The sequence below is a fragment of the Microbispora hainanensis genome (assembly GCF_036186745.1).
In the GTDB taxonomy this organism is placed as follows: domain Bacteria; phylum Actinomycetota; class Actinomycetes; order Streptosporangiales; family Streptosporangiaceae; genus Microbispora.
On sequence record NZ_CP108086.1, the window covers coordinates 3,238,689 to 3,265,547 of the forward strand.

The 26,859-nt window shown below is 71.9% G+C and carries 31 protein-coding genes; 16 read left to right on the forward strand and 15 right to left on the reverse strand.

Annotated features, from left to right (window positions below):
- The 4 genes from OHB01_RS15315 to OHB01_RS15330 all read left to right on the forward strand — a co-directional run bounded on the left by OHB01_RS15315 (position 1) and on the right by OHB01_RS15330 (position 5,480).
- On the forward strand, positions 1 to 1,002 hold the full coding sequence (locus tag OHB01_RS15315; protein ID WP_328855556.1) for an ATP-binding protein: 1,002 nt from the start codon (positions 1 to 3) through the stop codon (positions 1,000 to 1,002).
- Positions 1,002 to 2,771: an ATP-binding protein gene (locus tag OHB01_RS15320; RefSeq protein WP_328855557.1), complete on the forward strand. Its 1,770-nt coding sequence runs from the start codon at positions 1,002 to 1,004 to the stop codon at positions 2,769 to 2,771. Before OHB01_RS15315 ends, OHB01_RS15320 begins: the two co-directional genes overlap by 1 nt.
- Complete coding sequence (locus OHB01_RS15325) at positions 2,755 to 4,338, forward strand: fused response regulator/phosphatase (RefSeq protein WP_142651490.1); 1,584 nt, start codon at positions 2,755 to 2,757, stop codon at positions 4,336 to 4,338. The genes OHB01_RS15320 and OHB01_RS15325 overlap by 17 nt, the downstream gene beginning before the upstream one ends.
- 83 nt (positions 4,339 to 4,421) lie before the next feature.
- Entirely contained in the window at positions 4,422 to 5,480 is a 1,059-nt protein-coding gene (locus OHB01_RS15330; protein WP_142651489.1) for a YgfZ/GcvT domain-containing protein, read from the forward strand.
- 21 nt (positions 5,481 to 5,501) lie between these two features.
- Here the strand turns inward: OHB01_RS15330 and OHB01_RS15335 are convergent, their stop codons facing one another.
- Both OHB01_RS15335 and dtd read right to left on the reverse strand, forming a co-directional pair.
- A complete protein-coding gene (locus OHB01_RS15335; protein ID WP_142651488.1) occupies positions 5,502 to 6,032 on the reverse strand; it encodes a VanZ family protein in 531 nt (176 codons plus the stop codon).
- Positions 6,033 to 6,068: 36 nt separating this feature from the next.
- Positions 6,069 to 6,494, reverse strand: coding sequence for a D-aminoacyl-tRNA deacylase (gene dtd, locus OHB01_RS15340; RefSeq protein WP_142651520.1), 426 nt, complete (start codon positions 6,492 to 6,494; stop codon positions 6,069 to 6,071).
- A gap of 45 nt (positions 6,495 to 6,539) precedes the next feature.
- On the opposite strand from dtd, the gene OHB01_RS15345 reads away from it, so the two are divergent.
- Positions 6,540 to 7,481, forward strand: a complete 942-nt coding sequence (locus OHB01_RS15345; protein ID WP_142651487.1) for an asparaginase — start codon at positions 6,540 to 6,542, stop codon at positions 7,479 to 7,481.
- A gap of 6 nt (positions 7,482 to 7,487) precedes the next feature.
- On the opposite strand, the gene OHB01_RS15350 is transcribed toward OHB01_RS15345, so the two are convergent.
- Positions 7,488 to 8,369 carry an alpha/beta hydrolase gene (locus tag OHB01_RS15350; protein ID WP_328855558.1) on the reverse strand — a complete coding sequence of 294 codons (882 nt, stop codon included), beginning with the start codon at positions 8,367 to 8,369 and terminating at the stop codon, positions 7,488 to 7,490.
- Positions 8,370 to 8,454: 85 nt separating this feature from the next.
- Between OHB01_RS15350 and OHB01_RS15355 the strand changes: the two genes are divergently transcribed.
- The gene (locus OHB01_RS15355) at positions 8,455 to 9,144 is read left to right on the forward strand and encodes a CGNR zinc finger domain-containing protein (protein ID WP_147944875.1); all 690 of its coding nucleotides are present in this window, start codon (positions 8,455 to 8,457) and stop codon (positions 9,142 to 9,144) included.
- On the opposite strand, the gene OHB01_RS15360 is transcribed toward OHB01_RS15355, so the two are convergent.
- Positions 9,103 to 10,725 carry a DUF2207 domain-containing protein gene (locus tag OHB01_RS15360; protein WP_205831060.1) on the reverse strand — a complete coding sequence of 541 codons (1,623 nt, stop codon included), beginning with the start codon at positions 10,723 to 10,725 and terminating at the stop codon, positions 9,103 to 9,105. The genes OHB01_RS15355 and OHB01_RS15360 overlap by 42 nt on opposite strands.
- Positions 10,726 to 10,836: 111 nt before the next feature.
- Between OHB01_RS15360 and OHB01_RS15365 the strand changes: the two genes are divergently transcribed.
- The gene (locus OHB01_RS15365) at positions 10,837 to 11,253 is read left to right on the forward strand and encodes a VOC family protein (RefSeq protein WP_142651484.1); all 417 of its coding nucleotides are present in this window, start codon (positions 10,837 to 10,839) and stop codon (positions 11,251 to 11,253) included.
- Positions 11,254 to 11,366: 113 nt separating this feature from the next.
- Complete coding sequence (locus OHB01_RS15370; RefSeq protein WP_142651483.1) at positions 11,367 to 12,338, forward strand: magnesium transporter CorA family protein; 972 nt, start codon at positions 11,367 to 11,369, stop codon at positions 12,336 to 12,338.
- A gap of 76 nt (positions 12,339 to 12,414) precedes the next feature.
- On the opposite strand, the gene OHB01_RS15375 is transcribed toward OHB01_RS15370, so the two are convergent.
- The 5 genes from OHB01_RS15375 to OHB01_RS15395 all read right to left on the reverse strand — a co-directional run bounded on the left by OHB01_RS15375 (position 12,415) and on the right by OHB01_RS15395 (position 15,134).
- Positions 12,415 to 12,756, reverse strand: coding sequence for a DUF2516 family protein (locus OHB01_RS15375; RefSeq protein WP_142651482.1), 342 nt, complete (start codon positions 12,754 to 12,756; stop codon positions 12,415 to 12,417).
- A 166-nt stretch (positions 12,757 to 12,922) separates the two neighbouring features.
- A complete protein-coding gene (locus tag OHB01_RS15380; RefSeq protein WP_142651481.1) occupies positions 12,923 to 13,345 on the reverse strand; it encodes a hypothetical protein in 423 nt (140 codons plus the stop codon).
- A 3-nt stretch (positions 13,346 to 13,348) separates the two neighbouring features.
- A complete protein-coding gene (locus OHB01_RS15385) occupies positions 13,349 to 13,783 on the reverse strand; it encodes a helix-turn-helix domain-containing protein (protein WP_142651480.1) in 435 nt (144 codons plus the stop codon).
- Positions 13,784 to 13,866: 83 nt separating this feature from the next.
- Entirely contained in the window at positions 13,867 to 14,781 is a 915-nt protein-coding gene (locus OHB01_RS15390) for a M56 family metallopeptidase (RefSeq protein ID WP_142651479.1), read from the reverse strand.
- On the reverse strand, positions 14,778 to 15,134 hold the full coding sequence (locus tag OHB01_RS15395; RefSeq protein WP_079316189.1) for a BlaI/MecI/CopY family transcriptional regulator: 357 nt from the start codon (positions 15,132 to 15,134) through the stop codon (positions 14,778 to 14,780). The genes OHB01_RS15390 and OHB01_RS15395 overlap by 4 nt, the downstream gene beginning before the upstream one ends.
- A 51-nt stretch (positions 15,135 to 15,185) precedes the next feature.
- Here OHB01_RS15395 and OHB01_RS15400 point away from each other — a divergent pair, with 51 nt between their 5' ends.
- Entirely contained in the window at positions 15,186 to 15,704 is a 519-nt protein-coding gene (locus tag OHB01_RS15400; protein WP_142651478.1) for an O-acetyl-ADP-ribose deacetylase, read from the forward strand.
- Between the two features lie 17 nt (positions 15,705 to 15,721).
- On the opposite strand, the gene OHB01_RS15405 is transcribed toward OHB01_RS15400, so the two are convergent.
- The 3 genes from OHB01_RS15405 to OHB01_RS15415 are packed head-to-tail and all read right to left on the reverse strand — an operon-like array spanning position 15,722 to position 17,843.
- The gene (locus OHB01_RS15405) at positions 15,722 to 16,249 is read right to left on the reverse strand and encodes a GNAT family N-acetyltransferase (RefSeq protein WP_142651477.1); all 528 of its coding nucleotides are present in this window, start codon (positions 16,247 to 16,249) and stop codon (positions 15,722 to 15,724) included.
- Between the two features lie 29 nt (positions 16,250 to 16,278).
- Entirely contained in the window at positions 16,279 to 17,097 is an 819-nt protein-coding gene (locus OHB01_RS15410) for a class I SAM-dependent methyltransferase (RefSeq protein ID WP_142651476.1), read from the reverse strand.
- Positions 17,094 to 17,843, reverse strand: coding sequence for an SDR family NAD(P)-dependent oxidoreductase (locus OHB01_RS15415; RefSeq protein ID WP_221890018.1), 750 nt, complete (start codon positions 17,841 to 17,843; stop codon positions 17,094 to 17,096). The genes OHB01_RS15410 and OHB01_RS15415 overlap by 4 nt, the downstream gene beginning before the upstream one ends.
- A 193-nt stretch (positions 17,844 to 18,036) precedes the next feature.
- Here OHB01_RS15415 and mshA point away from each other — a divergent pair, with 193 nt between their 5' ends.
- From mshA to OHB01_RS15430, 3 genes are read left to right on the forward strand one after another with little or no spacing between them, the layout of a single operon-like run.
- Positions 18,037 to 19,320, forward strand: coding sequence for a D-inositol-3-phosphate glycosyltransferase (gene mshA / locus OHB01_RS15420; RefSeq protein WP_260617507.1), 1,284 nt, complete (start codon positions 18,037 to 18,039; stop codon positions 19,318 to 19,320).
- A gap of 10 nt (positions 19,321 to 19,330) precedes the next feature.
- Positions 19,331 to 19,816: a YbjN domain-containing protein gene (locus OHB01_RS15425; RefSeq protein ID WP_142651474.1), complete on the forward strand. Its 486-nt coding sequence runs from the start codon at positions 19,331 to 19,333 to the stop codon at positions 19,814 to 19,816.
- A gap of 39 nt (positions 19,817 to 19,855) precedes the next feature.
- Positions 19,856 to 20,599, forward strand: coding sequence for a phosphoglyceromutase (locus tag OHB01_RS15430; RefSeq protein ID WP_328708393.1), 744 nt, complete (start codon positions 19,856 to 19,858; stop codon positions 20,597 to 20,599).
- A gap of 72 nt (positions 20,600 to 20,671) precedes the next feature.
- Here the strand turns inward: OHB01_RS15430 and OHB01_RS15435 are convergent, their stop codons facing one another.
- Complete coding sequence (locus OHB01_RS15435; RefSeq protein ID WP_328855559.1) at positions 20,672 to 22,108, reverse strand: hypothetical protein; 1,437 nt, start codon at positions 22,106 to 22,108, stop codon at positions 20,672 to 20,674.
- Positions 22,109 to 22,225: 117 nt separating this feature from the next.
- On the reverse strand, positions 22,226 to 22,885 hold the full coding sequence (gene phoU, locus OHB01_RS15440) for a phosphate signaling complex protein PhoU (RefSeq protein WP_328855560.1): 660 nt from the start codon (positions 22,883 to 22,885) through the stop codon (positions 22,226 to 22,228).
- Between the two features lie 103 nt (positions 22,886 to 22,988).
- On the opposite strand from phoU, the gene OHB01_RS15445 reads away from it, so the two are divergent.
- Both OHB01_RS15445 and OHB01_RS15450 read left to right on the forward strand, forming a co-directional pair.
- The gene (locus OHB01_RS15445; RefSeq protein ID WP_396691402.1) at positions 22,989 to 24,179 is read left to right on the forward strand and encodes a sensor histidine kinase; all 1,191 of its coding nucleotides are present in this window, start codon (positions 22,989 to 22,991) and stop codon (positions 24,177 to 24,179) included.
- Positions 24,176 to 24,865, forward strand: coding sequence for a response regulator transcription factor (locus OHB01_RS15450; RefSeq protein ID WP_142651470.1), 690 nt, complete (start codon positions 24,176 to 24,178; stop codon positions 24,863 to 24,865). Before OHB01_RS15445 ends, OHB01_RS15450 begins: the two co-directional genes overlap by 4 nt.
- Before the next feature lie 115 nt (positions 24,866 to 24,980).
- On the opposite strand, the gene OHB01_RS15455 is transcribed toward OHB01_RS15450, so the two are convergent.
- Complete coding sequence (locus tag OHB01_RS15455; protein ID WP_142651469.1) at positions 24,981 to 25,628, reverse strand: copper chaperone PCu(A)C; 648 nt, start codon at positions 25,626 to 25,628, stop codon at positions 24,981 to 24,983.
- Positions 25,629 to 25,885: 257 nt separating this feature from the next.
- Between OHB01_RS15455 and OHB01_RS15460 the strand changes: the two genes are divergently transcribed.
- Together OHB01_RS15460 and ispF are read left to right on the forward strand one after the other, a co-directional pair.
- Complete coding sequence (locus OHB01_RS15460) at positions 25,886 to 26,368, forward strand: CarD family transcriptional regulator (protein WP_030510364.1); 483 nt, start codon at positions 25,886 to 25,888, stop codon at positions 26,366 to 26,368.
- 17 nt (positions 26,369 to 26,385) lie between these two features.
- On the forward strand, positions 26,386 to 26,844 hold the full coding sequence (gene ispF / locus OHB01_RS15465; protein ID WP_142651468.1) for a 2-C-methyl-D-erythritol 2,4-cyclodiphosphate synthase: 459 nt from the start codon (positions 26,386 to 26,388) through the stop codon (positions 26,842 to 26,844).
- The last annotated feature ends 15 nt before the right edge of the window (positions 26,845 to 26,859 follow it).

Here is a 26,859-nt window from a genome sequence, read left to right on the forward strand (position 1 = left end):
ATGACGATGACGCACCGGTATGAGGACGTCTGGGTGTCCACCGCCGATCCGAGCGTGATCGGCGCGGTGCGCAGGACTGCGGTCGGGCTGGCCACGGCCTCGGGGTTCGACCAGAACCACACCGGCCAGGTCGCGGTGGCGGTGACCGAGGCGGTCTCTAACCTGGTCAAGCACGCGGTGGACGGCGCCGTGCTCGTACGCCCCCACCCGGAGCGGCCGGGCGCGGTCGAGCTCGTGGCCGTCGACCGGGGCCCCGGAATCGCCGACCTCGGCCGCGCCCTGCGGGACGGCTACTCCACCTCGGGCACGCTCGGCATCGGCCTCGGGGCGATCGCCCGCATGGCCACCGGCTGGGACGTCTACTCGGTGCCCGGGAGGGGCACGGTGCTGGTCATGCACTTCACCCCGGACGGGCAGCCCGGCCCGCCGCTGCGGGTGAGCGGGCTGCGCCGTCCCATCGGCGAGGAGAGCGTGTGCGGCGACGCCTTCGCCTTCGCCGACGACGGCGACACGGTCAGCGTGCTGGTCTGCGACGGCCTCGGCCACGGCGACCCCGCCGCGCACGCCTCCCGCGAGGCCGTACGGATCTTCATGGAGGAGCCGCACGCTCTTCCGGCCGCCGCCCTCGAACGCCTCCATCAGGGGCTGGGCCACACCCGGGGTGGAGCGGTCGCGGTCGTGCGGGTGGGCCGGGAGAGCGTCACGTTCGCCGGGCTGGGCAACGTCTCGGGCTGGATCGCGCACGCCGAGGGCCGTCAGGGGATGATCTCGCTGCCCGGCATCGCCGGGCACAAGGGCAGGCGTCCCCGGCAGTACGAGTACGCGCTGCCGCCGCACGCCACGGTGGTGCTGCACTCCGACGGCCTCACCGATCGCTGGGACCCCGCCTCCTTCCCCGGCTTGTTCGCCCACTCCCCGGCCGTGGTGGGCGCGACCCTGCTGCGCGACGCCGGCAGCCGCAGGGACGACGCCTGCGTCGTCACGGTCAAACAGGGGCAGTGATGGGCGAGGTACTCACCCGCGTGGAGATCCGCAGGGAGCAGGACGTCTTCGCCGTACGGCAACTCGGCCGTTGGATCGCCGAACTCGTCGGGCTGGAATCCCAGGACCAGATCCGGGTGGCGACGGCGCTCAGCGAGATCGGCCGTGAGGCGCTGACCCGGGGCGCCGGGAGCGTCGTCGTCTTCGACCTGCGCGAGGACAGGCTGGTCATCACCGTGGACTATCCCGGCGGCGCCGGCGTGGGGCAGACCGAGGGTGTGAAGCTGGCCGGTCGCATGGTCGACGAAGTCACGCTCTCGGCCGAGGAGGGACGCGTCACGCTGGTGAAGCGGGTGCCCGGGCACCACAGCCGCCGTACGCTCGACGGCATCCGCGCGGAGCTGGCCCGCCGCTCGCCGTCCACGGCGGCCCTCGACGTGCTGCGGGAGCAGAACAGGGAGCTGGCCGCCACCCTGGAGGAGGTGCTCCGGCTCAACGCGGAGCTGACCGAGACCAACCAGGGCGTCCTGGCGCTCTACAACCAGCTGTCGGCCGAGCTGGAGGAGACCAACCGCGGCGTCGTGGCGCTCTATGCCGAGCTGGACGAGAAGTCGTCGCAGCTCCGGCAGGCGGCCGAGGCCAGGCAGCGGTTCTGGGCCAGCGTGAGCCACGAGCTGCGACTGCCGCTCAACTCGATCATCGGGCTGGTGCGGCTGCTGCTCGGCTCGGGCGGCGATCCGCTCAGCGAGGAGCAGGAGCACCAGATCACGCTCATCGGCACGTCCGCGGAGACCCTGCTGGCGCTGGTGGGGGAGCTGCTCGACCTGGCCAAGGCCGAATCGGGGCGGCTGGACCCGCATCCGTCGATGGTGGACGTGGTCGCCCTGGCCGAGGAGCTGCGCATGACGCTCCAGCCCACCGGACCGGCCGACAGGGTCACGCTGTCGGTCGACGTGCCGGGCGAGATCGGCGAGATGCTCGTCGACGAGGGCATGCTGACCACCATCCTGCGCAACCTGCTGTCGAACGCGCTGAAGTTCACCGAATATGGGGAGGTGTGGCTGGCGGCCGTCGTGGACACCGCCATGGCGGAGGTCGTCTTCACCGTCACCGACACCGGCGTGGGCCTTTCCTCCGAGCACCTGGAGCGCGTCTTCGAGGAGTTCTACCAGGTGCCCGGGTCGCTGCAGCTCAGGGCGAAGGGCACCGGTCTCGGCCTGCCGTACGCGCGGAGGCTGGCGGAGGCCCTCGGCGGCACGCTGGAACTGGCGAGCACGCCGGGAGAGGGCACCACGGCCACGCTGCGGGTGCCGCACCGGACGTCCGGTCCGGAGGTGGGCCGGGTGCTCGTGGCCGACGACGACGCGGGCTTCCGCGCGGCGGCCCGGCGGATGCTCTTCGGGTTCGCGGCCGCGGTGGACGAGGCGGCCGACGGCGTCGAGGCCCTGGAGCTGATGCGTGAGCGGCCTCCGGAGGTGGTCCTGATCGACCTGCTCATGCCGCGCCTCGACGGCACGGCGCTGCTGCACCGGATGGCCGAGGACGACGCCCTGCGCGGCATTCCCGTGGTCGTCGTGTCGGTGGCGTCCGAGCAGCCGGGACCGCCGCACGTGTCGTCCGAGCAGCCGGGACCGCTCGAGCAGCGGGGGCCGCTGCATCCTGTGCTGCTGCCGAAGCACGGGCTGCGCAGGGACCGGCTTCTGGAGGCGATCCGGGAGGCCGTACGCGACAGCGCTGGGAACGTGAGCGCCGGGAACGTGAAGGGGGACGGGCATGGCACCCGAGATTGACATCGCGGCGACGGTGCTGGTCGTCGACGACGTCCCCACCAAGCGCTACATCCTGGCGAGCTGGCTGCGCCGCGGCGGGCACCGGGTCATCGAGGCCGGCGGCGGCGAGGAGGCGCTGGCCCTCGTCGGCGAGCTCAAGCCCGACCTCGTCATCCTCGACGTACGGATGCCCGACGTGGACGGCATCGAGGTGTGCGAGAAGATCAAGGCCGACCCGGAGACCTCCTCGATCCCGGTGATCCAGGTGTCCGGCAACGCCGTCACTCCGGCCGACCGCGCCGAGGGGCTGGAACGCGGAGCCGATGCGTACCTGTCGGAGCCGATCCAGCCCGACGAGTTCGCCGCGACCGTGCGGGCCACCCTGCGCTACTACCGGGCGCGGCAGCGTGCCGAGCGGATGGCGGCCAGGCTCAGCGAGCTGGCCGAGATCACGCTGGAGATGAACCAGGCGGAGGACTTCGAGTCGCTCCTGTCGGTGGCCGCCGAGGGCTGCTCCCGCCTGCTGGAGCGCTACTCGCGGGTGCTGGCGATCCCGCCGGACGGCAGGGTGCGCAGGTTCTCCGCCCGGCCGGGGGAGCACGCGGCGCCGCGGCTGGTCCATCCCGACACCCTGGAACGGCTGAGCACGATCTCCATCGGGGAGTCCCCCGGCGTGCAGACGTTCGAGGTCGACAACGAGACCTGGGCCCGCCTCGTGCCCGACAGCGACATCGTCGCCCGTGTGGCGGGCGTGCTGTGCCGTACGAAGACGGGCCGGTCACCGGTGTTCCTCGGGGTGGAGACGGACGCGCCGCTCGACGGCGAGGAGCTGAGCCTGCTGCGGCAGCTCGGCCAGGCGCTGGCACTGGCGGTCGACGCGGCACGCGCCTACGCGGAGGAGCACATGATCTCGCTCACGTTGCAGCGCAGCCTGCTGCCCGCCGCGATCCCCCGGGTGCCCGGCCTGCGGATCAGCGTGCGCTATCAGCCCGCGGTGGACAACGTGGAGGTGGGCGGCGACTTCTACGAGGTCCTGCCCCTCGGCGACCGGGTGCTGGTCGCGCTCGGCGACGTGCAGGGCCACTCGCTGCACGCCGCCACCGTGATGGCCGAGCTGCGCTACGCGCTGCGGGCGTCGGTGATCGACGCCGTCGATCCCGCCCGGTCGATGAGCCTGCTCAACGCCGTCCTGCGGCGCTATCACCCCGGCATGACGGCGACCGTCTGCCTGATGCTGATCGATCCCGCGACGGGGGAGACCGAGATCGTCAACGCCGGGCACATCCCGCCGCTGGTGGCCGGCGCGGGAGCGGCCTATCACCGGTTCGGCAACCTGCTGCTCGGCGTGGCCCACGAGCAGTATCGGGTGGACCGGGTGCGGCTGCCCGACGACGCCACCGTTCTGCTGTTCACCGACGGGCTGATCGAGGACCGCGACAAGCTGCTCGACGAGAGCCTGGAGATCGCCCGCCAGCAGGCCGAGGACGTGGGCGACGACCTGGAGGGCTTCTGCGACCGGCTGATCGCCACCTTCGGCGCCCGTGAGGACGACGTCGCGCTGGTCGCCCTCCGGCGGGTGCCGCTCTGACGGTCGTCCACAGGCAGGGGGTCGTCCACAGGCGAGCCGTCCGTCGCCGCGACCGCTGTGGGGGACCGAATAGCCTTGGACACATGCGGAGCCCTTTGCTTGACACACCCGGCGCGGTCGCCGCGCAGGCGCCGGACGAGACGGTCGCGGCCCATTACGGCGATCCCTACGCCGAGCAGCGCGCACTGGCCGCCGGGCGGGCGCTGGTCGACCGGAGCAACCGCGAGGTCGTGCGGGTCAGCGGGCCCGACCGGCTGAGCTGGCTCAACAGCCTCAGCTCGCAGAAGCTCGACACGCTCCAGCCGGGCACGCCCGCCCAGGCGCTGCTGCTCGACCCGCAGGGCCGCGTCGAGCACCACCTCACGCTCGTGGACGACGGCGAGGCAGTGTGGGCCCACGTCGAGCCGGGCACCTCGGCCGAGCTGGTCGGTTTCCTGGAGAAGATGCGGTTCATGCTGCGGGTCGAGGTCGCCGACGTCACCTCGGACTACGCGGTGGTCTCGCTCGCCCCGCCGTCTCCGGACGCGAACGCCGGAACATCCGTGGAAGGGGCCGTCGCCATCGGCGGCGACCTGCTCGTGCCGCGCGAGCGGCTGGGCGGCCTCCCCGAGGCGCTGGGCCTGCGCCCCGCCGGCCTGTGGGCCTACGAGGCGCTGCGCATCGCCGCCCACGTGCCCAGGCTCGGATTCGAGACCGACCACAAGACGATCCCCCACGAGGTCGGCTGGATCGACGTGGCCGTGCACCTGAGCAAGGGGTGCTACCGGGGTCAGGAGACGGTCGCCCGCGTGCACAACCTCGGCCACCCGCCCCGCCGTCTGGTGTTCCTGCATCTCGACGGCAGCGTGGACGAGCTGCCGCCGCACGGCGCACCGGTGACCCTCGGCGTCGGCGCGCCGGCCGAGGCCGAGCCGGATGCCGCCGTGGAGGGCTCGGCCGCGCCGGGCCAGATCGGTTTCGTGGGCTCGTCGGCCCGCCACTACGAGCTCGGCCCGATCGCCCTCGCGGTCGTGAAGCGTACGGTGCCGGTGGACGTCGACCTGCTGGCCGGCGGCGTGGCGGCGAGCCAGGAGGTCGTGGTGCCGCCGGACGCCGGGCGCAACGTGACGATCGACCCCGCCCTGCGCCGCCGGATCCGATAACCCCCGTTCAACCGGGCCTGTTTACCTGGTCCCCGTCCGGCGGGCCCACCACCGCCGGGTGCAGAGCGCGGCGAGCACCGCGCCCGCCGCGTTGAGGAGCACGTCGTCCACGGAGCTCACCCGGCCGAGCCGCAGGCCGAACTGGAGGAGCTCGACGGTGAGCGAAGCGGTGGCCGCGACGGCGGCCACCGCCGCGGGAGAGCCGAAGCGCGCGGAGCGGACCGGGAGCATCGCGCCGAGCGCGGCGAAGACCAGGAGGTTGCCGCCGATCTGCACGACCGCCGCACCCGGTGACAGGAGCGCGAGCTGGCCCGCCAGGTCCACCAGGGGGACGACGTGCACGCCCTCCTCCACCCCCGGGGTGAGGATCATCCAGATCCAGGGTGCGGTCCCGGCCACCATGACCACATCCGCGACGGACGTCCGGAGCGGAGCGGGATGCCCCCGGCGGGCGCGGCGGCGAGTGAGCAGCAGGACGGCGAGAGCGGCCACGGGAACGGCGCACACGGTCGCGACGACGACATGTCCCCAGGTGCTCCACGCATCCCGCATCCGATCATGATGACAGGCCCGGGAAGGCCGCGGCGCTCAGACGTCCAGGACGAGGGTGATCGGGCCGTCGTTGGTGAGGCCGACCTTCATGTCGGCGCCGAAGACGCCCGTCTCCACCCGCGCGCCGAGCGTCCGGAGCTCGGCCACCACGGCGTCCACCAGGGGCTCGGCCACCGGGCCGGGCGCGGCGGCCTGCCAGGTGGGCCTGCGGCCCCTGCGCGCGTCGCCATACAGCGTGAACTGGCTGATCACCAGCAGCGGCGCGCCGATGTCGGAGCAGGACTTCTCGCCGTGCAGGATGCGCAGCCCCCACAGCTTGGCGGCGAGCCGGGCCGCCTCGGCGCGCCCGTCGGTGTGGGTGACGCCCACGAGCACGAGCAGACCGGGTTCGTCGATGGCGCCGACGACCTGACCATCCACCACAACGGACGCGGAGCTGACCCGCTGTACGACCGCACGCATGGCCCCGAATTCTGCCATGTCCGAGGGCTCCATAGACTGCCCGTCATGTCGGAGATGGTGGTCGAGGTCGTGCGGTCGGGGTTCGTCGAGTCGGTGCATCGCGCACGCGTGCATGTGATCGGGGCGGACGGCGACCCGGTTCTGGTGTGCGGGGACACCTCCAGCCTCGCGTCGCCGCGTTCGTCCATGAAGCCGCTGCAGGCGCTCGCGATGGTGCGGGCGGGCCTGCCGCTGGAGAACGAGCTGCTCGCGCTCGCGGCCGCGAGCCACAGCGGCGAGCCCTTCCATATCGACGGCGTACGGAAGATCCTCGCGGGCGCGGGGCTGGACGAGACCTTCCTGCGGTGCCCGGAGGACCTGCCTCTCGACGAGGAGGCGCGCCGCCAGGTGCTGCGGGAGCACGGCGCGCCCGGCCGGATCCTGATGAACTGCTCCGGCAAGCACGCGGCGATGCTCGCCACCTGTGTGGTCAACGGCTGGCCGACCGACGACTACCGCCATCCCGGTCACCCGTTGCAGCGGGCCATCCGCGCCACGGTCGAGGAGTTCACCGGGGAGCGGGTCGCGGCGACCGGCGTGGACGGCTGCGGCGCGCCGCTGTTCTTCGTCTCGATGGCGGGCGTGGCGCGTGCCTTCCGCGCCCTCACGCTCGCCCCGGCCGGCTCGCCGGAGCGGCGCGTCGCCGACGCGATGCGCGCGCACCCCGAGTGGACGAGCGGCACGACCCGGGCCGAGAACCTGCTGATGCGGGCCGTTCCCGGGTTGCTGGTGAAGTCGGGCGCGGAGGCGTTCGACGCCTTCGCCGACGCCGAGGGCCGGGCCGGGGCCGTGAAGATCGTGGACGGTGGCAGCCGGGCCCGCGTGCCGGTCACCGTCGCCGCGCTGCGCGCCGCCGGGATCGACGCCACCGAGCTGGCCGGGCTGGCCACCTCCCCGCTGTTCGGCGGCGGGGCCCCGGTCGGCGAGGTCCGCGTCCGCCCCGCCTGACGCGCGTCACTTCCACACGCGGTCGAGGAACGCCGCGATCAGCGGAGCGATCTCGGGGAGCCGGTCCTCCAGCGCGAAGTGACCGGTGTCGATGACGTGCAGCTCGGCGTCGGGCACGTCGCGCAGGTAGGCGTGCGCCCCGGGCTCGGGGAAGAACATGTCGTCGCGGCCCCACGTGATCAGCGTCGGCGGCCGGTGCTCGCGCAGCCAGGCCTGCCACCGCGGATAGAGCGCCACGTTGGTGTGGTAGTCGAAGGCCAGCGCCACCTGGGCCTCCTTGCGCCCCGGCAGGTCGAGGAAGTGCTGGTCGAGCGTCCATCCGTCCGGGGCCACGAGCCGCGGATCGGCCGTGCCGCTCTCGTACTGGCCGCGGGTCATCTCCAGCGTCAGCAGCGCCCGCACCCTCTCCTCGTCGCCCTCCACGTCGGGGCGCAGCGCGATGAAGTCCCGTGCGCCGTCCGACAGGCCCTCCTCGTACGCGTTGCCGTTCTGCACGACGAGACCGGTGATCCACTCGGGGTGCCGGGTCGCCAGCCGGAATCCCACCGGGGCGCCGAAGTCGAAGACGTACATGACGAACCGGGTCAGCCCGAGCCGTTCGACGAAGCCCTCCATCACATCGGCGAGGGCGTCGAAGCTGTACGCGAAGCCAGGGGGTGTCTCGGTGTGCCCGAACCCGGGGTAGTCGGGCGCGATCAGCCGATAGCGGGATCCGAGCACGTCGATGAGCCGGCGGAACTGGTGGGACGCGGACGGGAACCCGTGCAGCAGCAGCATCACGGGGGCGTCCTCGCCGCCCTCGTCGGGCACCGACTCACGGTAGAAGACCCGCACGTCCCCGACCTCGACATGCCGGTGGAGCGTGTGCGGAACAGCGAACGGCGTCATGACTAATGCCTCCTTGCGTCGGTGATGCATTAGTTCTAGCGATCGCCTGCCTAATGTGTCAATCGTTTGTATTAGCATTAGCCGCATGACCGACCTGGTCCCCTTCACCGGGGAGCCGCTCGCCCTCGACCTGGTCAACACCCGGCCGCGCACGCCGGACGGCCAGGCCGACCTGATCGCCACCGCCGAGGGGCTGCGCGCCTGGCTGAGCCTGCAGGCGGACCGGCTGGCCGGCGCGCTCCCGGAGGACGGGCAGGCGCGGCTGACCGGCGACGATCTGGCTTTGGTGCATGAGGTGCGTGAGCATGCGGCGGCCGCGATCGATCAGGTGAGGCGGGGCCTGCGGCCGCCGGAAGGCGCGCTGCGCGGTCTGAACAGGGCGCAGCGCGCGGCGCCCGCCGTCCGTGAGCTGGCCTGGGACGGCGCCGCCGTGACCGCCGTGCCGCACCGGGAGGGCCCGTGGGGTGCCCGGCTGGCGGCGGTGCTCGCCGAGGCGGTCGCCGACCTGCTGACCGACCCGGCGGTCACGACCGTGCGGAAATGCGAGGCCGACGACTGCGTGATGCTGTTCCTGCCCGCCCACCCACGCCGGCGCTGGTGCTCGGCGGCGCGGTGCGGCAACCGGGCCAGGGTCGCCCGGCACTACCGGCGTCGCCGGGGCCTCGACCCGGGCTCGCAGGGGCCCGGCCCCGAGGGAGAGGGCCCCGAGGGAGAGGGCCCCGAGGGAGAGGGCTCAGAGGGAGCGGAACTGGCGGGAGGTCGAGATCGCCCCTGAGGTGGTCATGACGAACGTCCGCATCGAGTCGGCGAACCGGGACAGGTCCCACTCGGCGGGGCCCTGATACCAGTACAGGTGGTCGGTCTGCCGTCCGTTGCCGTCGAACGCGCTGACCACCCGCGCCCACCGGTCCACGCTGTCGAAGATCACCGCGTAGGGCAGGTAGCGGGAGAACAGCTCCACGCGCTGGCCCGGGGGGATGTCGTCGACGGCCGCCCCGGCCAGGTAGTCGCGGAACCCGAGCGTGTGCGCCAGGGCCGCCGCTCCCTTGGCCGTCTTGGCCGGCATGTACTGGGCGCCGAAGGCCAGTGCGGCTCCGGCGATGATCAGGGCCAGCCCCAGCAGGCCGTACGTCGTGAGCCAGGCGAGCACGACGGTGGCGATCACCCCGAGCGCGACGACCACCAGGCCGAGGGTCGTCCAGCGCGACCGGGTGGAGTCGGGCCGCCGGGCGAACCAGCCCTGCGTCACGACGTCCTGATAGAGCGCGTCGCGCACCGTGGCCAGGCGGGCGGCGAACGACCCGTGCAGCTCCGACAGCAGCACCCGGTCACGCCCGTCGAAGATCGCGTCGTGGAGGGCCCGCTCGTACGGCAGCAGGTCGCCGAGCCGGGCGCCGGGCAGCTTGACCAGGCACCAGTCGGGGGTGTCGTAGGTCTGGCGCGGCTGCTCGTCGATGCGCAGGAAGTTGCGCACGGCGAGGTCCACGATGGTCGCGGTCACGTCGACCACGTCGGCCTGCTCGTCGAACAGCGTGCCGATCTGCCCGGGACGCACGTCGTCGGGCGGGCTGAAGCGGCCGTCGCGGTGGCCGCTGACCGGGCCGGACTCGCTGCCGACCACGCGGGCGTCGCGGCCCCGCGTCCAGTAGAGCAGCCCGATGCCGCCCAGCAGCAGCACCAGCAGCGCGGCCAGCGAGCCGCCGGTCACCGCGTTCAGCGTGAACGCGGTGGACAGCTCGAACCTGCGCTCCAGGATCGGCCCGGCCCCCGTGGCGCCCTTCGGGTAGCCGACGACGACCGTGAGCGCCTGGCCCTCGCCGAGGCCCTGCTGCTCGAAGGTCGAGGTGGTGCCGGTCTCCTCGACCGAGGCGCTGGTGCAGGCGATGGCCGAGCTCGGCTCGCCGGCGAAGCAGGACAGGTTCTGCACCCGGCCCGGGCCGGTCACGGTGACGACCGCGTCCTGCACGGGGCCGGACACCGCGAACCAGCGCAGCTCCTCGCCCGAGGCCGTGGGCGTCACGGCGCCGGTCACGTCGTACTCCACCGTGCCCTTGAACGTCAGGGTCTCCCCGTCGTACGAGCCGCCCTTGACGTTGGAGATGCGATAGACGCGGTCGTGGCCGTCGTCGTAGCGGATCCGGGTGAGCGGCGTGCGCCGCACCGTCTCGCCGGCGGGGGTGACCGCCTCCTTCACGTGGAGCACGCCGTTCTTGCGGAGCTCCATCGTCACCTCGTCCTTCGCCGGAGCCGCGGCCTCCGCTGGGGTGACGGCATGTGCGGCGACGGCGTGCGCGGGGGATGCGGCGAGGACGGCGAGCAGTGCCGCCAGTCCGAGCCGGCGCGCGAGATCCACCATGAGCCGCAACCCTACCGGTCCCGGTGCTCCAACCGAGGATCGGATGCGAACCGGCCAACCGGTCAGGAATCGAGAAGCCCCGGGAACACCCCCGGCCATAGCGTCGTGGGCATGGAACTCACCTTGCACTACTGCTACATCACGGTCGACGACGGCGACGCGGCGCTCGCCTTCTATCGGGACGTGCTCGGCCTCGAACTCCGCAACGACGTCGGATACGCGGGCGCCCGCTGGCTCACCATGGGCCCGGTGTCCCAGCCCGACGTCAACATCGTCCTCGAAACCGTCAACGCCGACCCGACCGCCTCCCCGGAGGAGCGCGCGGCGCTGAGCGACCTGCTCGCGAAGGGCAGGCTGCGCGCCGTCGTCTTCGCCACCCCCGACTGCGACGCGACGTTCGAGAAGATCCGCCAGTCCGGCGCCGAGGTCCTGCAGGAGCCGATCGACCAGCCGTACGGCGTCCGCGACTGCGCCTTCCGCGACCCGGCCGGCAACATGGTCCGCTTCCAGCAGCTCGCCAAGGGCTGACCCGGCGCCGCCCGGACACCGCCGCCGTGCCCCGCGCGACCCCCAGCCCCGGCTCCGCCGCCGGGATTCCGGCGCCTCCTGCCGGGGGCGCCGGATCGGTAGGGTTACCGTCCATGGGACACACCCGGGTCTACCGGAACGGAACCCTGGAGGCCGAGGGCTTTCCGGTCGCCGACGTCTCCGAGAAGGTCAGGGACCCGTCGGCGGTGGTGTGGTTCGACATGTGCGCCCCCACCGAGGAGGACCTCCACGCCATCAGCGAGGAGCTGGGACTGCACGCCCTGGCCGTGGAGGACGCGCTGCAGCACCGGCAGCGGCCCAAGCTCGACGTCTACGACAGCCACATGTTCCTCAGCGTCTACGCGGCGGCCTTCGACAGCGCGTCGGGCCGGGTGCGCGTCGCCCCCGCCGCCGCCTTCATCACGAAGAACGCGCTGGTCACCGTGCGCCAGTCGGACGACTTCTCCATCGAGGAGGTGATGCGGCGCTGGGACGAGGGGGCGGACCTGGCCCGGCACGGCGTCGCGTTCCTGGTGCACGGCCTGCTCGACTACGTGGTGGACAGCCACTTCGAGGCAGTCGAGGCGATGGACGAGCAGGTCGAAGACCTGGAGGGCACGGTGTTCGGCGACCGGCCCGTCAGCTCCGAGGACCAGCGGCGCACGTTCGAGCTGCGCAAGAGCCTGGTCACGCTGCGCCGGATCGTGATGCCCATGCGGGAGGCCGTGAACACGCTGCTGCGCCGCAACGGCCTGATCGGCGACGGCGAGATGACGCCGTACTTCCAGGACGTGTACGACCAGGTGCTGCGGGCCACGGAGTGGACGGAGTCGCTGCGCGACCTGGTCAGCAACATCCGCGAGACGCACCTGACCATGCAGGGCAACCGGATGAACCTCATCATGAAGCGGGTGACGAGCTGGGCCGCGATCATCGCGGTGCCCACGCTGATCACCGGCTTCTACGGCCAGAACATCCCGTTTCCCGGCTTCGGGCACGCGTTGGGGTTCTGGACGTCCACCACGCTGATCGTCGTCGCCTCGGCGGCGCTCTATCGGGTGTTCCGGGCCCGAGACTGGCTCTGAGCCCGGCGCCTCGGCCGGCCTGTCACCCGGTGTCTGTCACCCGGTGTCTGTCACCCGGCCTGTCACCCGGTGTCTGTCACCAGGGTCCGTACGGCCCCTGGTTGCCGCTGCCGCCCCGGTAGCCGTTGACCGCGGGCTTCACGTCGGCGAGGTAGATGCCCGCCGCGATGACGGCGGCGATCGTGAAGATGTTGGGCAGCCCCATGCCCATGCCGAGGTAATTGATCGCGGCGGCGAAGGTGAACAGCGTCGCAAGGCCGAGGATGATCAGCCAGAGGGGCTTGGTCTGCTTGCCGGCCGCGGGGAAGGCGTTCGCGGGGATCCGCAGGGCGTGCACCAGTGCCCAGCCGGACAACACGAAGGCCCCGACGGACAGCAGCCAGAAGATGATGTCGAGGATGCCGTACAGCCCGAACATGGACGCTCCCACACGGTCACAGTCACTGACGCCCCCAGACTAGTGGGCGGCGCCGACACGTGGCGCGGGCGCGAAGGACCGGTTCCCGTGGGAAGCGAAACGGCGGCGGCCCGCCTCCCCCGGAGGGAAGGCGGGCCGCCGCCGTGTGGTTCGCGTTGGCCGCGGATCAGCTCCGGGCAGTGGCGCGGGCGCGACCGGTGCGCTTGGTGGTGCTCTTGGCGGCGATCGCCGGCTCGGCGGTCTCGGAGACCTCCGTCAGCTCCAGCGCGGCCTCGCCGCTCACGCGGCTGACGACCTTGCGGCCACGGCTGGCCAGGTCGTCGTACAGCCGGGTGACCCGGGCGGCGGCGTCGGCGGCGTAGCCCTTGGCCTTCTCGGGCAGCTCACGGGCGACGGTCTCGGCCTTGTCCTGCACGGTGGAGGCGTAGCCCTTGGCCTTCTCGGGCAACTCACGGGCGACGGTCTCGGCCTTGTCCTGCACGGTGGAGGCGTAGGCGCGGGCCTTCTCCACGGCGAAGTCGCCGGCGCCGGTGAGCGCGTAGAACGGCTTCGACTCCGTGATCTTCTTGGCCTGGGTTGTGATGGTCATGGGTTATCCTTCCCTCGAATCCGGTGTAATGCCGTCGCGTGGGAGAACCGGGTCGTCCCCGAGATGCTCAGCCGATTGCGGCGGCTGGGCGGAGTCGGCCCGGTTCTCCTTGCGAAACGACTCGTAGATGTCGATCAGCACCTGGCGTTGCCGCCCGGTGAGCGTGACGTCGGCCCGGATCGCGGCCAGCACGTCGCTGTGCGGCTCGCGGTCCTCGATGAGACCGGCCTGGACGTAGAGCGCCTGGGCGGAGATGTGCAGACCCTTCGCGATCTGGTTCAGGATCTCCGCGCTCGGCTTGCGCAGGCCCCGTTCCACCTGGCTCAGGTAAGGATTGGACACACCTGCCTGCGCGGCGAGCTGACGAAGCGAGATCTTCGCCTGCTGCCGCTGCTGGCGGATGTACTCACCGAGCGAGGCGACCTTGGGCAGTTCCATGCCCCCAGTCTGCCTCGCGCTGCTTGCAATTGCAAACACGGTGGATAGTTCCAGCTAGCACCCATGGCCGGGCAAGAGCCGGGTCAACCGGGAAGCAGCCAGAGCAGCGGGGCGCTGATGGCGAGCACCACCGAGATGGCCAGGATCAGGAAGCGGTGGGCGGCCGGAAGCGTGACCTCGGGCCGTACGAGCCGGTCGACCCTGGCCATCACGCTGGACGGCGCGGACACGCCGAGCGCGCCCTGCGGCGTGGGCAGCGCCGCCGACGCGCCGAAGCGCAGCAGGGCGGTGGCCAGCCTGCGCGGGCAGCACCGCTGCCGGGCGCGGTCGTCGGCGGCCATCTCGACCAGCAGCTCCACCGACGCCTGCGCGTCGCGGACCAGCCTCGACCACGGCAGCGCGCGGCGCAGCGCGGCGAACGGCAGGAGCACCAGGTCGTGGCGCTCGCGCACATGGGCGGCCTCGTGCGCGAGCACGGCCTCCAGCTCCGCGGACGACAGCAGGTGCAGCGTCCCGTCGCTGATGACGACCTCCGACTTGAGCCCCGGCAGGCAGTAGGCGGCGGCCCCGGGAAAGTCGACCACCCGCACGCCGGGCACGGCCGGCTCGTCCCTGGCGACCAGCGAGAGCAGGAGCCGGTGGCGGCGGCGGGCCCGCAGCGTCTGCGCGCCTGCGGCGAGAGGCAGGGTCACCAGCACCGCGAGCAGCGCCAGGCCGGCGATCAGCGCGGCCAGCCGCAGGTAGTCGTACGGCTGTCGCGCGCCGAACTCCACGCTCAGCAGGAACTCCGCGAACCCGTGCACGATGCCCTTGCGGTAGGGGTCGAGCGCGAAGGCGAGCAGGGCGCCGATGGAGGCGAGCCCCCACGTCAGCCCGAGCGACTGCCACAGCAGGATCGCCGTGCGCGGTGCGCGCCAGGTCCAGCGCGCGAACGTCAGCCGCCACGCGGCGACCGCGCAGATCATCGCGAGCGCCGCGAGGACCGCCGCCGCGATCACTCTTCCTCCAGCTCCGTGAGGGCTTTCAGCAGGATCTCGGCCTCGGACCCGGAGACGGCGCGGGCGAAGCGGGTCAGCGCCGCGTCGCGGTCGCCGGTGAGGTCCAGGGCTTCGAGCATCAGCTCGGCGACGTACGCGTCACGGCTCGCGGCCGGCTGGTAGCGCCAGGCGCGGCCGTCGCGGGTGCGGTTGAGGAAGCCCTTGCGGGCCAGCCGGTCGAGCACGGTCATCACGGTCGTCGGCGCGAGGTCGCGGTCTTCGATGAGGCGCCCCACCTCGCGGGCGGTGAGCGGGGTGTTCTCCGCCCAGAGGATGTCCATGATGCTGCGTTCGAGCTCTCCCAGTCCCTTCACGTGATTCAGCCTACCCGGGGTAGTACTACGTCCTGTAGAGAGGTGGGTGGCATGAAAATCGTTCTGGTCGAAGGTGACATCACCGAGCAGCGGGTGGACGCGATCGTCAACGCGGCCAACTCCTCGCTCATGGGCGGCGGAGGGGTGGACGGAGCCATACACCGGCGCGGCGGCCCCGAGATCCTCGAGGAGTGCCGGGCGCTGCGCGCCTCCCGCTACGGGAGAGGGCTGCCGACCGGGCAGGCGGTCGCGACCACCGCCGGGCGTCTGCCCGCGCGATGGGTGATCCACACGGTCGGGCCCGTGCACTCGCGGAGCGAGGACCGATCCCATCTGCTCGCCTCCTGCTATCGGGAGTCGCTCGTCGTCGCCGACGCGCTGGGCGCCGGCACGGTGGCGTTCCCCGCGATCTCCACGGGGATCTACCGGTGGCCGGTCGAGGACGCCGCCCGCGTCGCGATCACCGCGGTACGGCAGGCGGCCCCGGCCGTGGTGGAAGAGGTGCGCTTCGTACTGTTCAACACCGCAGCTTATGCCGTGTTCGAATCGGCTCTACAGGACATTGGCTAAGCATTAGGCCAAAACTTTCACAGCCACTTGAGCATGTAGATCTCGTCGCGGTCGTCGCCGGGGGTCACCCGGATCGAGCGGGGCACCCGCCCGACCTCCTGGTAGCCCACGCTCGCGTAGAAGCGGTCGACCCCGGTGCCGCCGCGGCAGGTGAGCTGCAACGCCTCCAGGCCGAGCGACCTGGCGGCGTCGTCGGCGGCGAGCAGCAGCGCCCGGCCATACCCCTTGCCCTGGTGCTTGGGGTGGACCTGCACGCGCAGCAGCCACCGCCAGTGCGCCCGCAGGCCCGAGCCGTTGTCGCCCAGGATGAGCCACGCGCCGGGGGCGCCGTCGTCGCCGAAGCCGACGAGGAGGCTGTCGGGGGCCTGCGGCCCGGCGGCGGCGCGCGTGCGGGCGAACGCCCGGTCCGCCGTCGGCCTGATGTCCTCCGGCGTCACGGGAGGCACGAAGCCCACCGCGCCGCCCGCGTTGGTGACCTCCGCCCAGCAGCTCAGGAGCTCCTCGAAGAGCTCGGGGGTCATCTCCGGGTCGAGGACGAAACGCATGGGCCGGACGTTATCAACCGCCTCGTACGTCAACCGCGGGGGGAGACGCTGCTCCAGGGCAGGGTCAGCTCGCCGAGCCGCCAGCGGCCGGGACCGCCGGTCGGCGGGGTCGTCTCCACCGGCCAGTCGCGCGCCAGCAGCTCGGCCGCCTTGATCCAGCGCTGGCGCGTGCCGTACGCGCCGAAGGAGGCGCAGGTCGCCCAGGCGCGGTCCCAGTCGGCGAGGAACGCGTGGATCCGCTCGCCGGGCACGTTGCGGTGGATCAGCGTCTTGGGCAGGCGTTCGGCCAGGTCGGAGGGGCGTCCGAAGCCGGTGAACCGGGCCGCGAGGGTGAGCGTGCGCGGCCCCTCCGCGCCGAGCGCCACCCAGGTCGCCCGGTGGCCGACCTCAGAGCAGGTGCCCTCCACGAGCACGCCCGAGGGATGCAGGCCGGCCCGCAGCCGGTGCCAGTGCTCCCACGCCTCGGCCTCGCCGTACTGCCGCAGCACGTTGAAGGCGCGCACGATCATCGGCGGCCGGGGGACCGGCAGCTCGAAGCCGCCCCTGACGAACGACAACCCCTCCCGCTCGTACGGCTTGGCCGCCGCGACCCGCTCGGGGGCGATCTCCACGCCCACCACCTCGACCGTCGGGCAGACCCGGCGCAGCCGGGTGAACAGCTCCGTCGTCGTGGTGTGGGACGCGCCGTAGCCGAGGTCCACGACCAGCGGCGCCGCCCCCGCCCTGGCCGAGCGCAGCAGCGGGCCGTACACGGCGGCGATCCAGCGGTCGCAGCGGCGCAGCCGGTTGTGCCCGGTGGTGCCCCGCGTGACCGCGCCGACGGGCCGGCCCGGGCGCGCCGGCCTCATGTCCCCGCTGCGACCCGGTGCACCTTGTGCTGGGCGGCCTGCGCGCGGGGCCGGACGACCAGCCTGTCGATGTTCACGTGCGACGGGCGGGTCACGGCGAAGGCGATCACGTCGGCGACGTCGTCCGCGGTCAGCGGGTCGGGGACGCCCTCGTAGACCTTGGCGGCCCGCTCGGCGTCGCCGCGGAAGCGGGTCAGCGCGAACTCGTCGGTCTTCACCATGCCCGGCGCGATCTCGACGACCCGCACCGGGTCGCCGCACAGCTCCAGGCGGAGGGTCTCGGTCATCGAGGTCTGCGCGTGCTTGGCCGCGCAGTAGCCGCCGCCCCCCTCGTACGACACCAGCCCGGCCGTCGAGGTGAGCATCACGAGCACGCCGTCGCCCGACGCGATGAGCTTCGGCAGCAGGGCCCTGGTCATGCGCAGGCTCCCGAGCACGTTCACGTCGTACATGCGCTGCCAGTCGTCCACCCGGCCCTCGGCCACCGGTTCGAGCCCGAACGCGCCGCCCGCGTTGTTGACCAGGACGTCGCAGCGGTCCAGCGAGGAGGCCAGCGCGTCCACCGACGCCTGGTCGGTCACGTCCAGCGTCACCGGGCGGATGCCGGGCACCTCGGCCGCGAGCTCGTCGAGACGGTCGCGCCGTCGCGCCGCCGCCACAACCCGGTATCCCTCCGCGGCGAGCCGGCGGGCCGTCGCCTCGCCGATGCCGCTGCTCGCGCCGGTCACCACCGCGGTCCTGACCACGGTCTCGGTCGCCCCGGGACCGGTCGCGGGACCGGTCGCGGGACCGGTCGCGGGATTGGTCATCGTCACCGCCATCGTCCTTCCATATCGCCTCAATCGGCAGGCGACATCCTCTCAGGACCCCCGGCGCTCACAGATGTCGGGGAATCCGGTGATGATTTTGGTGGTTATAACGCTCTCGGAGGTGGTTCGGGTGTCGGTGTTACGGCGTCGGGTCAACCGCGTCGCGACCATCAGCGTGCACACGTCCCCGCTGGACCAGCCAGGCACGGGGGACGCGGGCGGCATGAATGTCTACATTCTCGAGGTCGCCAAACGGCTCGCGGCGCTGGGCATCGAGGTGGAGATCTTCACCCGCCGCACGGCCCGTGACCTGCCGCCGGTCGCCGAGCTGACCCCGGGCGTGCTCGTCCGCCACGTCACCGCCGGGCCGTACGAGGAGCTCGACCGGGCCGATCTGCCCGGGCAGCTGTGCGGCTTCCTGTCCGGCGTGCTGCGCACCGAGGCGATGTACGACCCCGGCCGCTACGACGTGATCCACTCGCACTACTGGCTGTCGGGCCAGGTGGGCTGGCTGGCCAAGGAGCGCTGGGGCGTGCCGCTCGTGCACACCATGCACACGATGGCCAAGGTGAAGAACCTCCTGCTCGCCGAGGGCGACAAGCCCGAGCCGGCGGTGCGCGTGCTCGGCGAGGAGCAGGTCGTGGAGGTCGCCGACCGCCTGGTCGCCAACACCGCCGCCGAGGCCGAGGAGCTGATCAGCCTGTACGGCGCGCCGCGCGAGCGCGTGGCGGTCGTCAACCCCGGCGTGAACCTCGCCGTCTTCCAGCCCGCGTCAAAGGGTGCGGCACGCCGCCGTCTCGGCCTGCCGCAGGACGCCCACGTGCTGCTCTTCGTGGGCCGCATCCAGCCGCTCAAGGCCCCCGACGTGCTGCTCAGGGCCGCCGCCCGGATGCTCGTGGAGGACCCCTCGCTGCGCTCGCGGCTCCTGGTGGCCTGCGTGGGCGGGCCCAGCGGCAACGGCCTCGCCCGCCCCTCCCTGCTCAGCGACCTCGCGGCCGAGCTGGGCATCACCGACGTCGTACGGCTCGCGCCGCCCGCGCCGCAGCCGGAGCTGGCCGACTGGTATCGGGCCGCCGACGTGACCGTCGTGCCCTCCTACAACGAGTCGTTCGGGCTGGTCGCGCTGGAGTCGCAGGCGTGCGGCACGCCGGTCGTCGCCGCGGCGGTCGGCGGCCTGCGCACGGCCGTCAAGGACGGCGTGTCCGGGGTGCTGGTGGCGGGCCACAACCCGCACGACTGGGCGCGGGAGCTCGCCGTGCTGGCACGGCGTCCGGACCGGCTCGCCGAGCTGGCCGCCAACGCCGTGCACCACGCCACGGGCTTCGGCTGGTCGGCGACGGCCGCCCGGCTGGCCGACGTCTACGCCGGCGCCATGGCCCAGCTCCACCAGACCCCCGTCGCGGTCAGCTCGTAGTGTGGGGCGTATGAGACCGGATCTGGAAGCGGTCATCGCGTCGGCGCTGGAGTCCGCCGAGCTGTCCTACGAGCGGCCGAAGCCGGGCGCGTTCCTGGTCAGGCTGCCGGGCCAGCACAAGCTCGCCACGCTGACCTGGCTCGTCATCGGCGACCAGGCGCTCAACATCGAGGCGTTCTTCTGCCGGCAGCCCGACGAGAACCACGCCGAGTTCTACCGCTGGCTGCTGCACAAGAACGGCTCGATGTACGGTGTCCACTTCGCCGTCGACGCCACCGGCGACGTGCACCTGGTCGGCCGGCTGCCGCTCGACGCGGTGACCGAGGAGGAGATCGACCGGGTGCTCGGCTGCGTCCTCACCTACTCGGACGAGTCGTTCGACCGCGCGCTGGAGCTGGGCTTCGCGTCGTCCATCAAGCGCGAGTGGGAGTGGCGGGTCAAGCGCGGCGAGTCGCTGGCCAACCTGCGGGCCTTCGCGCGGGTGGTCGAGTCCTGACCAACGGGGCCTCTGCCGCACGCCGATAGGATTGGCCGTATGGCGACTTTGGTGCTGCTGCGGCACGGCGAGAGCGAATGGAATGTCAAAGGCCTGTTCACCGGCTGGGTGGACGTCACACTCTCGCCGACCGGCGAGGAGGAGGCGCGGCGCGGCGGTCAGCTGCTGCTTGAGGCCGGCATCCGGCCCGACGTGGTGCACACCTCGGTGCTCACCCGGGCCATCAAGACCGCCAACCTCGCGCTTGAGGCGGCCGACCTGCTGTGGCTGCCGGTCAAGCGTTCCTGGCGGCTGAACGAGCGCCACTACGGTGCGCTCCAGGGCAAGGACAAGGCCCAGACCCGCGCGGAGTTCGGCGACGAGCAGTTCATGCTGTGGCGCCGGTCCTACGACGTGCCGCCGCCGCCGATCGCCGACGACGACGAGTACTCCCAGCTCGGCGACGGCCGCTACTCCCTGCTGCCCTCCGAGCTGGTGCCGCGCACGGAGTGCCTCAAGGACGTCGTCGCGCGCATGCTGCCGTACTGGTATGACGAGATCGTGCCCGACCTGGCGGCCGGCCGCGACGTGCTGGTGGTGGCGCACGGCAACTCGCTGCGCGCGCTCGTCAAGCACCTGGAGGGCATCAGCGACGCCGACATCGCGGGCCTGAACATCCCCACCGGCATCCCGCTGCGCTACGAGCTGGACGCCGACTTCCGCCCGGTCGGCAAGGGCGAATACCTCGACCCGGAGGCCGCCAAGGCCGCCATCGAGGCCGTCGCCAACCAGGGCAAGAAGTAACCTCTCACGTCTGTCACGAAGGCCGCGTCCCGCTGTGGGGCGCGGCCTTCTGTCACTTGCAGACGACCGCTGTCACTTGTGGACGACCGGCTTCTTCGCCTTACCGGGGAACACCTGGACCAGGAGCTCCACCGCGCCGTCCGGGGGATAGGCCACCTGGTAGACCAGCTCGCGGCCGCGCAGGTGGACCCGGACCCGGTAGGAACCCGGGCCGCGCGTGGTGAGCCCCCTCAGCCTCGTCCCGTAGCCGTCCGACAGCGCCAGGGCTCCGGTGGGGCTCTCGTACCCGACCTCGACCACCTCCTCCCAGCCTCTGACCTCCAGCGGCGGACGCCGGGTGTAGGACTCCACGGTCACGCAGGCGGAACCGGCCTCGTCGGCGGCCCAGATCGCCAGCGCGCCCCGGCCGCTTCCCACCAGGTCCTTCACCAGGTCAGGGGGACCGCCCTCGCCCTCGTGGCCCTCCTCCCAGCCGTCGATGGTCCAGAACTCGGTCCACATGGTGGCCCGGCGCTGCCGTACGGGCCTGATCTTCGGCCGGTGCCGGGGATGCGCCGCGCAGGCGCGCTCCTCCCGGGCGACGTACGCGTCCGACTCCGCCTGCCACCGGTCTTCCTCCGCCTGCCGCGCGCGGGCCACGGCCGGGCACAGGCTCGGCAGCACGATCGCCAGTGACGCCTGCGGGGCCTCCTGGACGGCCCGCGCGCCGGTGTCGCCCCCGTGCCGGGTCGCCAACGCGCACAGATGGCGCCCCTGGGCGAGGACGTCCTGGTCGGAGACTCCGTCCCACACCCCCAGACCCGAGCCGTACCGGTGGTCGTGGTCGCGGACCGCGCAGAGGAAGTCCTTCTCCGCCGCGTTCGCTCTCGGGACCGTGCCGTCGCCGAATCCGGTGCAGCCGAGCTCCCACTGCGCGCTCACCTCGCCGGGCGGGGCCGACGCCACCGGGAGCAGGACGACCGCGGTCACCGCCAGGACGGCCGCCGCCGTACGGGCGACCGGGCCGCGACGCACGTACGCGCGCCGGGGGGCGCGTACGGCGAGCAGGACGAGGACCGGCGCGACGCAGTCGTAGAGCCCCCACGCGATCTGCGCCGAGAACCTCTCGGGCGGCCCCCACGCGTCCAGGCACGCCTGGCCGAGCGCCGCATCCAGCGTGGGCAGCAGGAAGTCGGGGAGGCCGAGGGCCAGCAGGACGACGGCCACGCACCGGCCGATGATCCTGCCGAGTCCGGCGCGCCCGCGCCGCAGGCTCAGCCACCAGCCCGCGAAGCCCAGGACGATCAGCGGTGCACCGCCGTACGAGAAAAGGGGGAACGCCTTGACGGGATACACCCAGAGCAAGAACTGATCGTGGATGTCCCATCCGAGGCAGGTGCCCTGGAACATCGTCATGTAGGTCCGGCTGCCGTCGTCGCCGGTCACGACGGACACGACCCAGAAGAGAAGGGCGGGAGCCGCCGCGGTCAGCATGGCCGCGGCCCAGAGCACCCATGATCGTCTCGGCACGAGAGCGAAGACTATTCGGCACGTGCGTCAGACGACCCGCGATCCGGCGATTCGCCGGATACGCGAAAGCCCCGGCCCCCCGAGGACCGGAGCTTTCGCGCCCCGTACGCGGCTGAGTCAGCCGGCGGGGGCGTCCAGGTCGCGCGTACCCGTGACCAGGTACACGACGTCGGCGGCGACGCGTACGGCGTGGTCGGCGTACCGCTCGTAGTAGCGGCCGGCCAGCGTGATGTCGATGGCGGCCTCGACGCCGTGCTCCCAGTCCTTGGAGAGCAGGACGCGGAAGAGACGGCGGTGACGGCGGTCCATCGCGTCGTCGTCCTCCTCCAGCTCCTTGGCGAGATCGATGTCGCGGGAGGCGATGCAGCTGCCCGCCTTGGTGATCAGGTTCTCGGCGATGGCGCCCATCTCCACGAACGTGTCACGCAGCTCGGCCGGGATGGCGGATTCGGGGTGGCGCATGCGGGCGAGCTTGGCGATGTGCTCGGCGAGGTCGCCCATACGCTCCAGATCGGCGGCCATCCGCAGGGCGGTGATGACGTTACGCAGGTCGACCGCCACCGGCTGCTGCGTGGCCATCAGCTCGAAGATCGAGGCTTCGAGTTCCTGGTGCAGCCGGTCGACCTCGTTGTCCTGGGAGATGACGCTCTCCGCCAGCTGGAGGTCGGCGTCGAGCAGGGCGGTCGTCCCCCTCGACATGGCCGACCGCACCAGGCGGGTCATCTCCACCAGGCGGTCGGTCAGGGCCGCAAGCTCTTCGTGATAGGCGTCGCGCATGGCCGCCACGCTACGCGCGCGTCTGTGAACGAATTCCGACCGCCGGATGAACTTTTCCGGAAACAGGGCGTAGTGCCAGGTCGGGCAGGTGGAACAACCAGAAATGCCGCCTAGGCTGCTGAATGTGAACGAGTTGCTGGCGAGCTTGGCGGCGATGGGCGGATTCGTCCTCGGCTCCTTCGTCATGCTCGCGATCCGACGGCAGGCGGACAAGCCCCGCACACCGGAACCGGTGGACGACGGCCTGCCTCCGGGGGTGGCGTCGGTGCTCGCCGTGCTGCCCTCCTCGGCGGTCGTCCTCGACCGCGAAGACCGCGTGCTGCGCGCCAGTTCGGCCGCGCGGGCCTTCGGTCTCGTACGCGGTGAGTCGCTCATGGCGGCCGAGTTACTCGCACTGGCCAGGAAGGTCCGCAGGGACGGCGAGATCCGCGAGAGCGAGATCGAGACCGCCGGCCGCAAGTTCGGGCAGGAGTCCACGTCGTTCGCGGTGCGGGTCGCTCCGCTGGGCACCCACGGGCAGGTGCTCGTGCTCGCTGAGGACCAGACCGAGCGGCAGCGGGTCGAGGCGGTGCGCAGGGACTTCGTGGCGAACGTCAGCCACGAGCTCAAGACGCCGGTCGGCGCGCTGAGCCTGCTCGCCGAGACCGTCGAGGACGCGGCCGACGACCCCGAGGCCGTACGGCGGTTCGCCGGCCGGATGCAGCACGAGGCCGCCCGCCTCACCTACCTGGTGCAGGACCTGATCACGCTGTCGCGGATCCAGGGCGGGGAGCCCATCCCGGCGCCCGAGCAGGTGTCCGTGGACGAGGCCGTGCACGAGGCCATCGACCGGTGCAACACGAAGGCGTCGGCCAAGGACATCGCGCTCGTCGCGGGCGGCACCGAGGGCCTCAAGGTCTGGGGCGACGACGAGCTGCTCGTCACCGCGCTGCGCAACCTCATCGACAACGCCGTCGCCTACAGCCCCGAGCACACCCGCGTCGTGATCAGCGCGAGGCCGGCCGGGGACACGGTCGAGGTGAGCGTGAGCGACCAGGGCATCGGCATCCCGGAAAGCGCGCAGGAGCGCATCTTCGAGCGGTTCTTCCGCGTCGACGCGGCCAGGTCCCGGGCCACCGGCGGCACCGGGCTCGGTCTCGCGATCGTCAAACACGTGGCCGTCGCCCACGGCGGCGAGGTCACGGTGTGGAGCAAAGAGGGCTCCGGCTCGACCTTCACTCTTCGCCTTCCCGCGTTCGGCGGTCAGGCGGTCCCCGTACCAAGCACGACCATTCCCCAGGAGGCCGCTCAGTGACTCGGGTACTCGTCGTCGAGGACGAGGAGTCGTTCTCGGACGCCTTGTCGTACATGCTGAGGAAAGAGGGGTACGAGGTCGCGGTGGCGGCCACCGGCCCCGACGCGCTGGACGCGTTCGACCGCAACGGCGCCGATCTCGTCCTGCTCGACCTGATGCTCCCGGGCCTGCCCGGCACCGAGGTGTGCCGCTCGCTCAGGCAGCGGTCGAAGGTGCCGGTCATCATGCTGACCGCCAAGGACAGCGAGATCGACAAGGTCGTCGGCCTCGAACTCGGCGCCGACGACTACGTGACCAAGCCGTTCTCGTCCCGCGAGCTGGTGGCGCGCATCCGCGCGGTGCTGCGCCGGCAGGGCGACGTCGAGGAGGTGGAGTCGGCCGTCCTGACCGGGGGACCGGTCCGCATGGACGTCGACCGGCACATCGTGGCCGTGCGCGGCCGGCAGGTGCAGCTCCCGCTGAAGGAGTTCGAGCTGCTGGAGGTGCTGCTGCGCAACGCCGGGCGGGTGCTCACCCGCGGTCAGCTCATCGACCGGGTGTGGGGCGCCGACTACGTGGGCGACACCAAGACCCTCGACGTGCACGTGAAGCGGCTGCGGGCCAAGGTCGAGGCCGACCCGTCCAACCCCCGCTGCATCCTCACCGTGCGTGGTCTGGGCTACAAGTTCGACCCCGCCGACGAGTGAGCCTGTAAGGGCTCGTACGGCTCACGCGGCCCCTCGGACGGAAAGGAGCCCCTGTCCGGCCGGACAGGGGCTCCTGCGCGTCTACAGGACGTCCAGATGGACGTCCGCACGGCCGTCAGCCGGCGTTCTCGGCGGGCGTACCAGTGGAGGTGCCCTCGGTGGTCTCCGGGGTGGCGGCGTCCGACGGCACCGGGCTCCCGGTGGCGGGCGGGGCCGTGGGCGTGGCCGTCGGCGCCGGAGGCAGCGTCGCGTACTCGCGGCTGCGGGCGATGACCGGCACGGTGAGCGAGATGTCGCCGGCGTTCTTGAACTGGAGCGAGAGCTTGATGCTCTCGCCGCCGCGCAGCGCCGTCTTCAGGCCGTCGACCGTGACCCCGGGGGTCTTGACGAGCACGCCCGGCTGGAGGTCGATGGGGCTCTGCACGTTGACCGAGGTGGCCTTCTGTTCCTCGGGGACGATGCTGGTGAGCTGGTCGTCCGTTCCCGTGCTGTTCAGGAGAGTCAGGTAGAGCGGCGCCGACCCGCCCTCGGCGAGCTGCTGGCCGGAGTCGGGCCCGAGGATGAACGCCTGCGGGATCATGACGCCGTTCTTGCCGTATGCCTTGTCGGGGCCGTCGCCGTCATAGAGGACACCCGCCTCATTCGGGGCGTACGGCGCGTTGGTGTTGGCGTCGAAACCGGCGCCACACGCGGCCAGTGCAGGGATGGCGGCGGCGAGGAGCGCGGCAACGGCGATCGCCCTGCGACGGCTGCTGCTGGTCACGGTTCGAGGTCTCCTTGGTACGCACGTGTATGGGCAGCAATCACCTTATCCGCGCCGGTCACCGGTCCGGCGTCGGCTCCCGGTCCACAGGCCGCAGCAGTGCAGGTCACCCGGTATGTCCTGTATGCCGATTCACAGAGTGGATGGCTTGTCAAGCCCCAAAACGAGGCTTTGACCTGCAGTTATGTTCCTTTCACTGTTCCGGGAGGCGGTAACCGCGTGGTACCCTGGAGTACAGCGGAAGGGGTACTCGTCACATGACTTTCCAGGTCGGCGACACTGTCGTCTACCCCCACCATGGGGCTGCTCGGATCGAGGCCATCACGACCCGAACCATCAAGGGTGAGGAAAAGACCTACCTGGTGCTGAAGGTCGACAAGGGCGACCTGACCGTACAGGTACCAGCGGAAAATGCCGAGCTCGTCGGTGTGCGCGACGTCGTCGGCCAAGAGGGACTCGAGCGGGTCTTCGACGTGCTGCGCATGCCGCACACGGAGGAGCCCACCAACTGGTCCCGCCGCTACAAGGCCAACCTTGAGAAGCTGGCGTCGGGGGACGTCAACAAGGTGGCCGAGGTGGTGCGTGACCTGTGGCGGCGCGACAAGGAGCGCGGCCTGTCCGCCGGTGAGAAGCGCATGCTCGCCAAGGCCCGCCAGATCCTCGTCAGCGAGCTCGCGCTGGCCGAGAAGACCAACGAGGACAAGGCGGAGGCCCTGCTCGACGAGGTGCTGAACTCCTGAACATCACATCGCCAAGGGTGGGCGTCGGAGTCGACGTCCACCCTTTCGCATCAGGTAGGGAGCTTCACCTCGCCGGCCTTTTCTGGCCGGGGGAGACCGGGCTTGCCGGTCACTCCGACGGCGACGCCGCGGCGCACGCCTGCTGCGACGCGCTGCTGTCGGCGGCCGGGCTCGGAGACGTGGGCGCGCTCTTCGGCACCTCCGATCCCCGCTGGGCGGGTGCCGCCGGTGTGACCCTCCTGGAGGAGGCGGCCCGCCAGGTGCGGGCGGCGGGATTCGAGATCGGCAACGTGGCCGTCCAGATCATCGGGAACCGCCCGAAGGTCGCACCTCGCCGTGCGGAGGCGGAGAAGGCCCTCGGGGCCGCCGCAGGGGCGCCGGTGAGCGTCAGCGCGACCACGACCGACGGCCTCGGGCTCACCGGTCGCGGCGAGGGCGTCGCGGCCATCGCGACCGCTCTGATCATCCCGGTCTGAAGGTCCTCTCGGCAT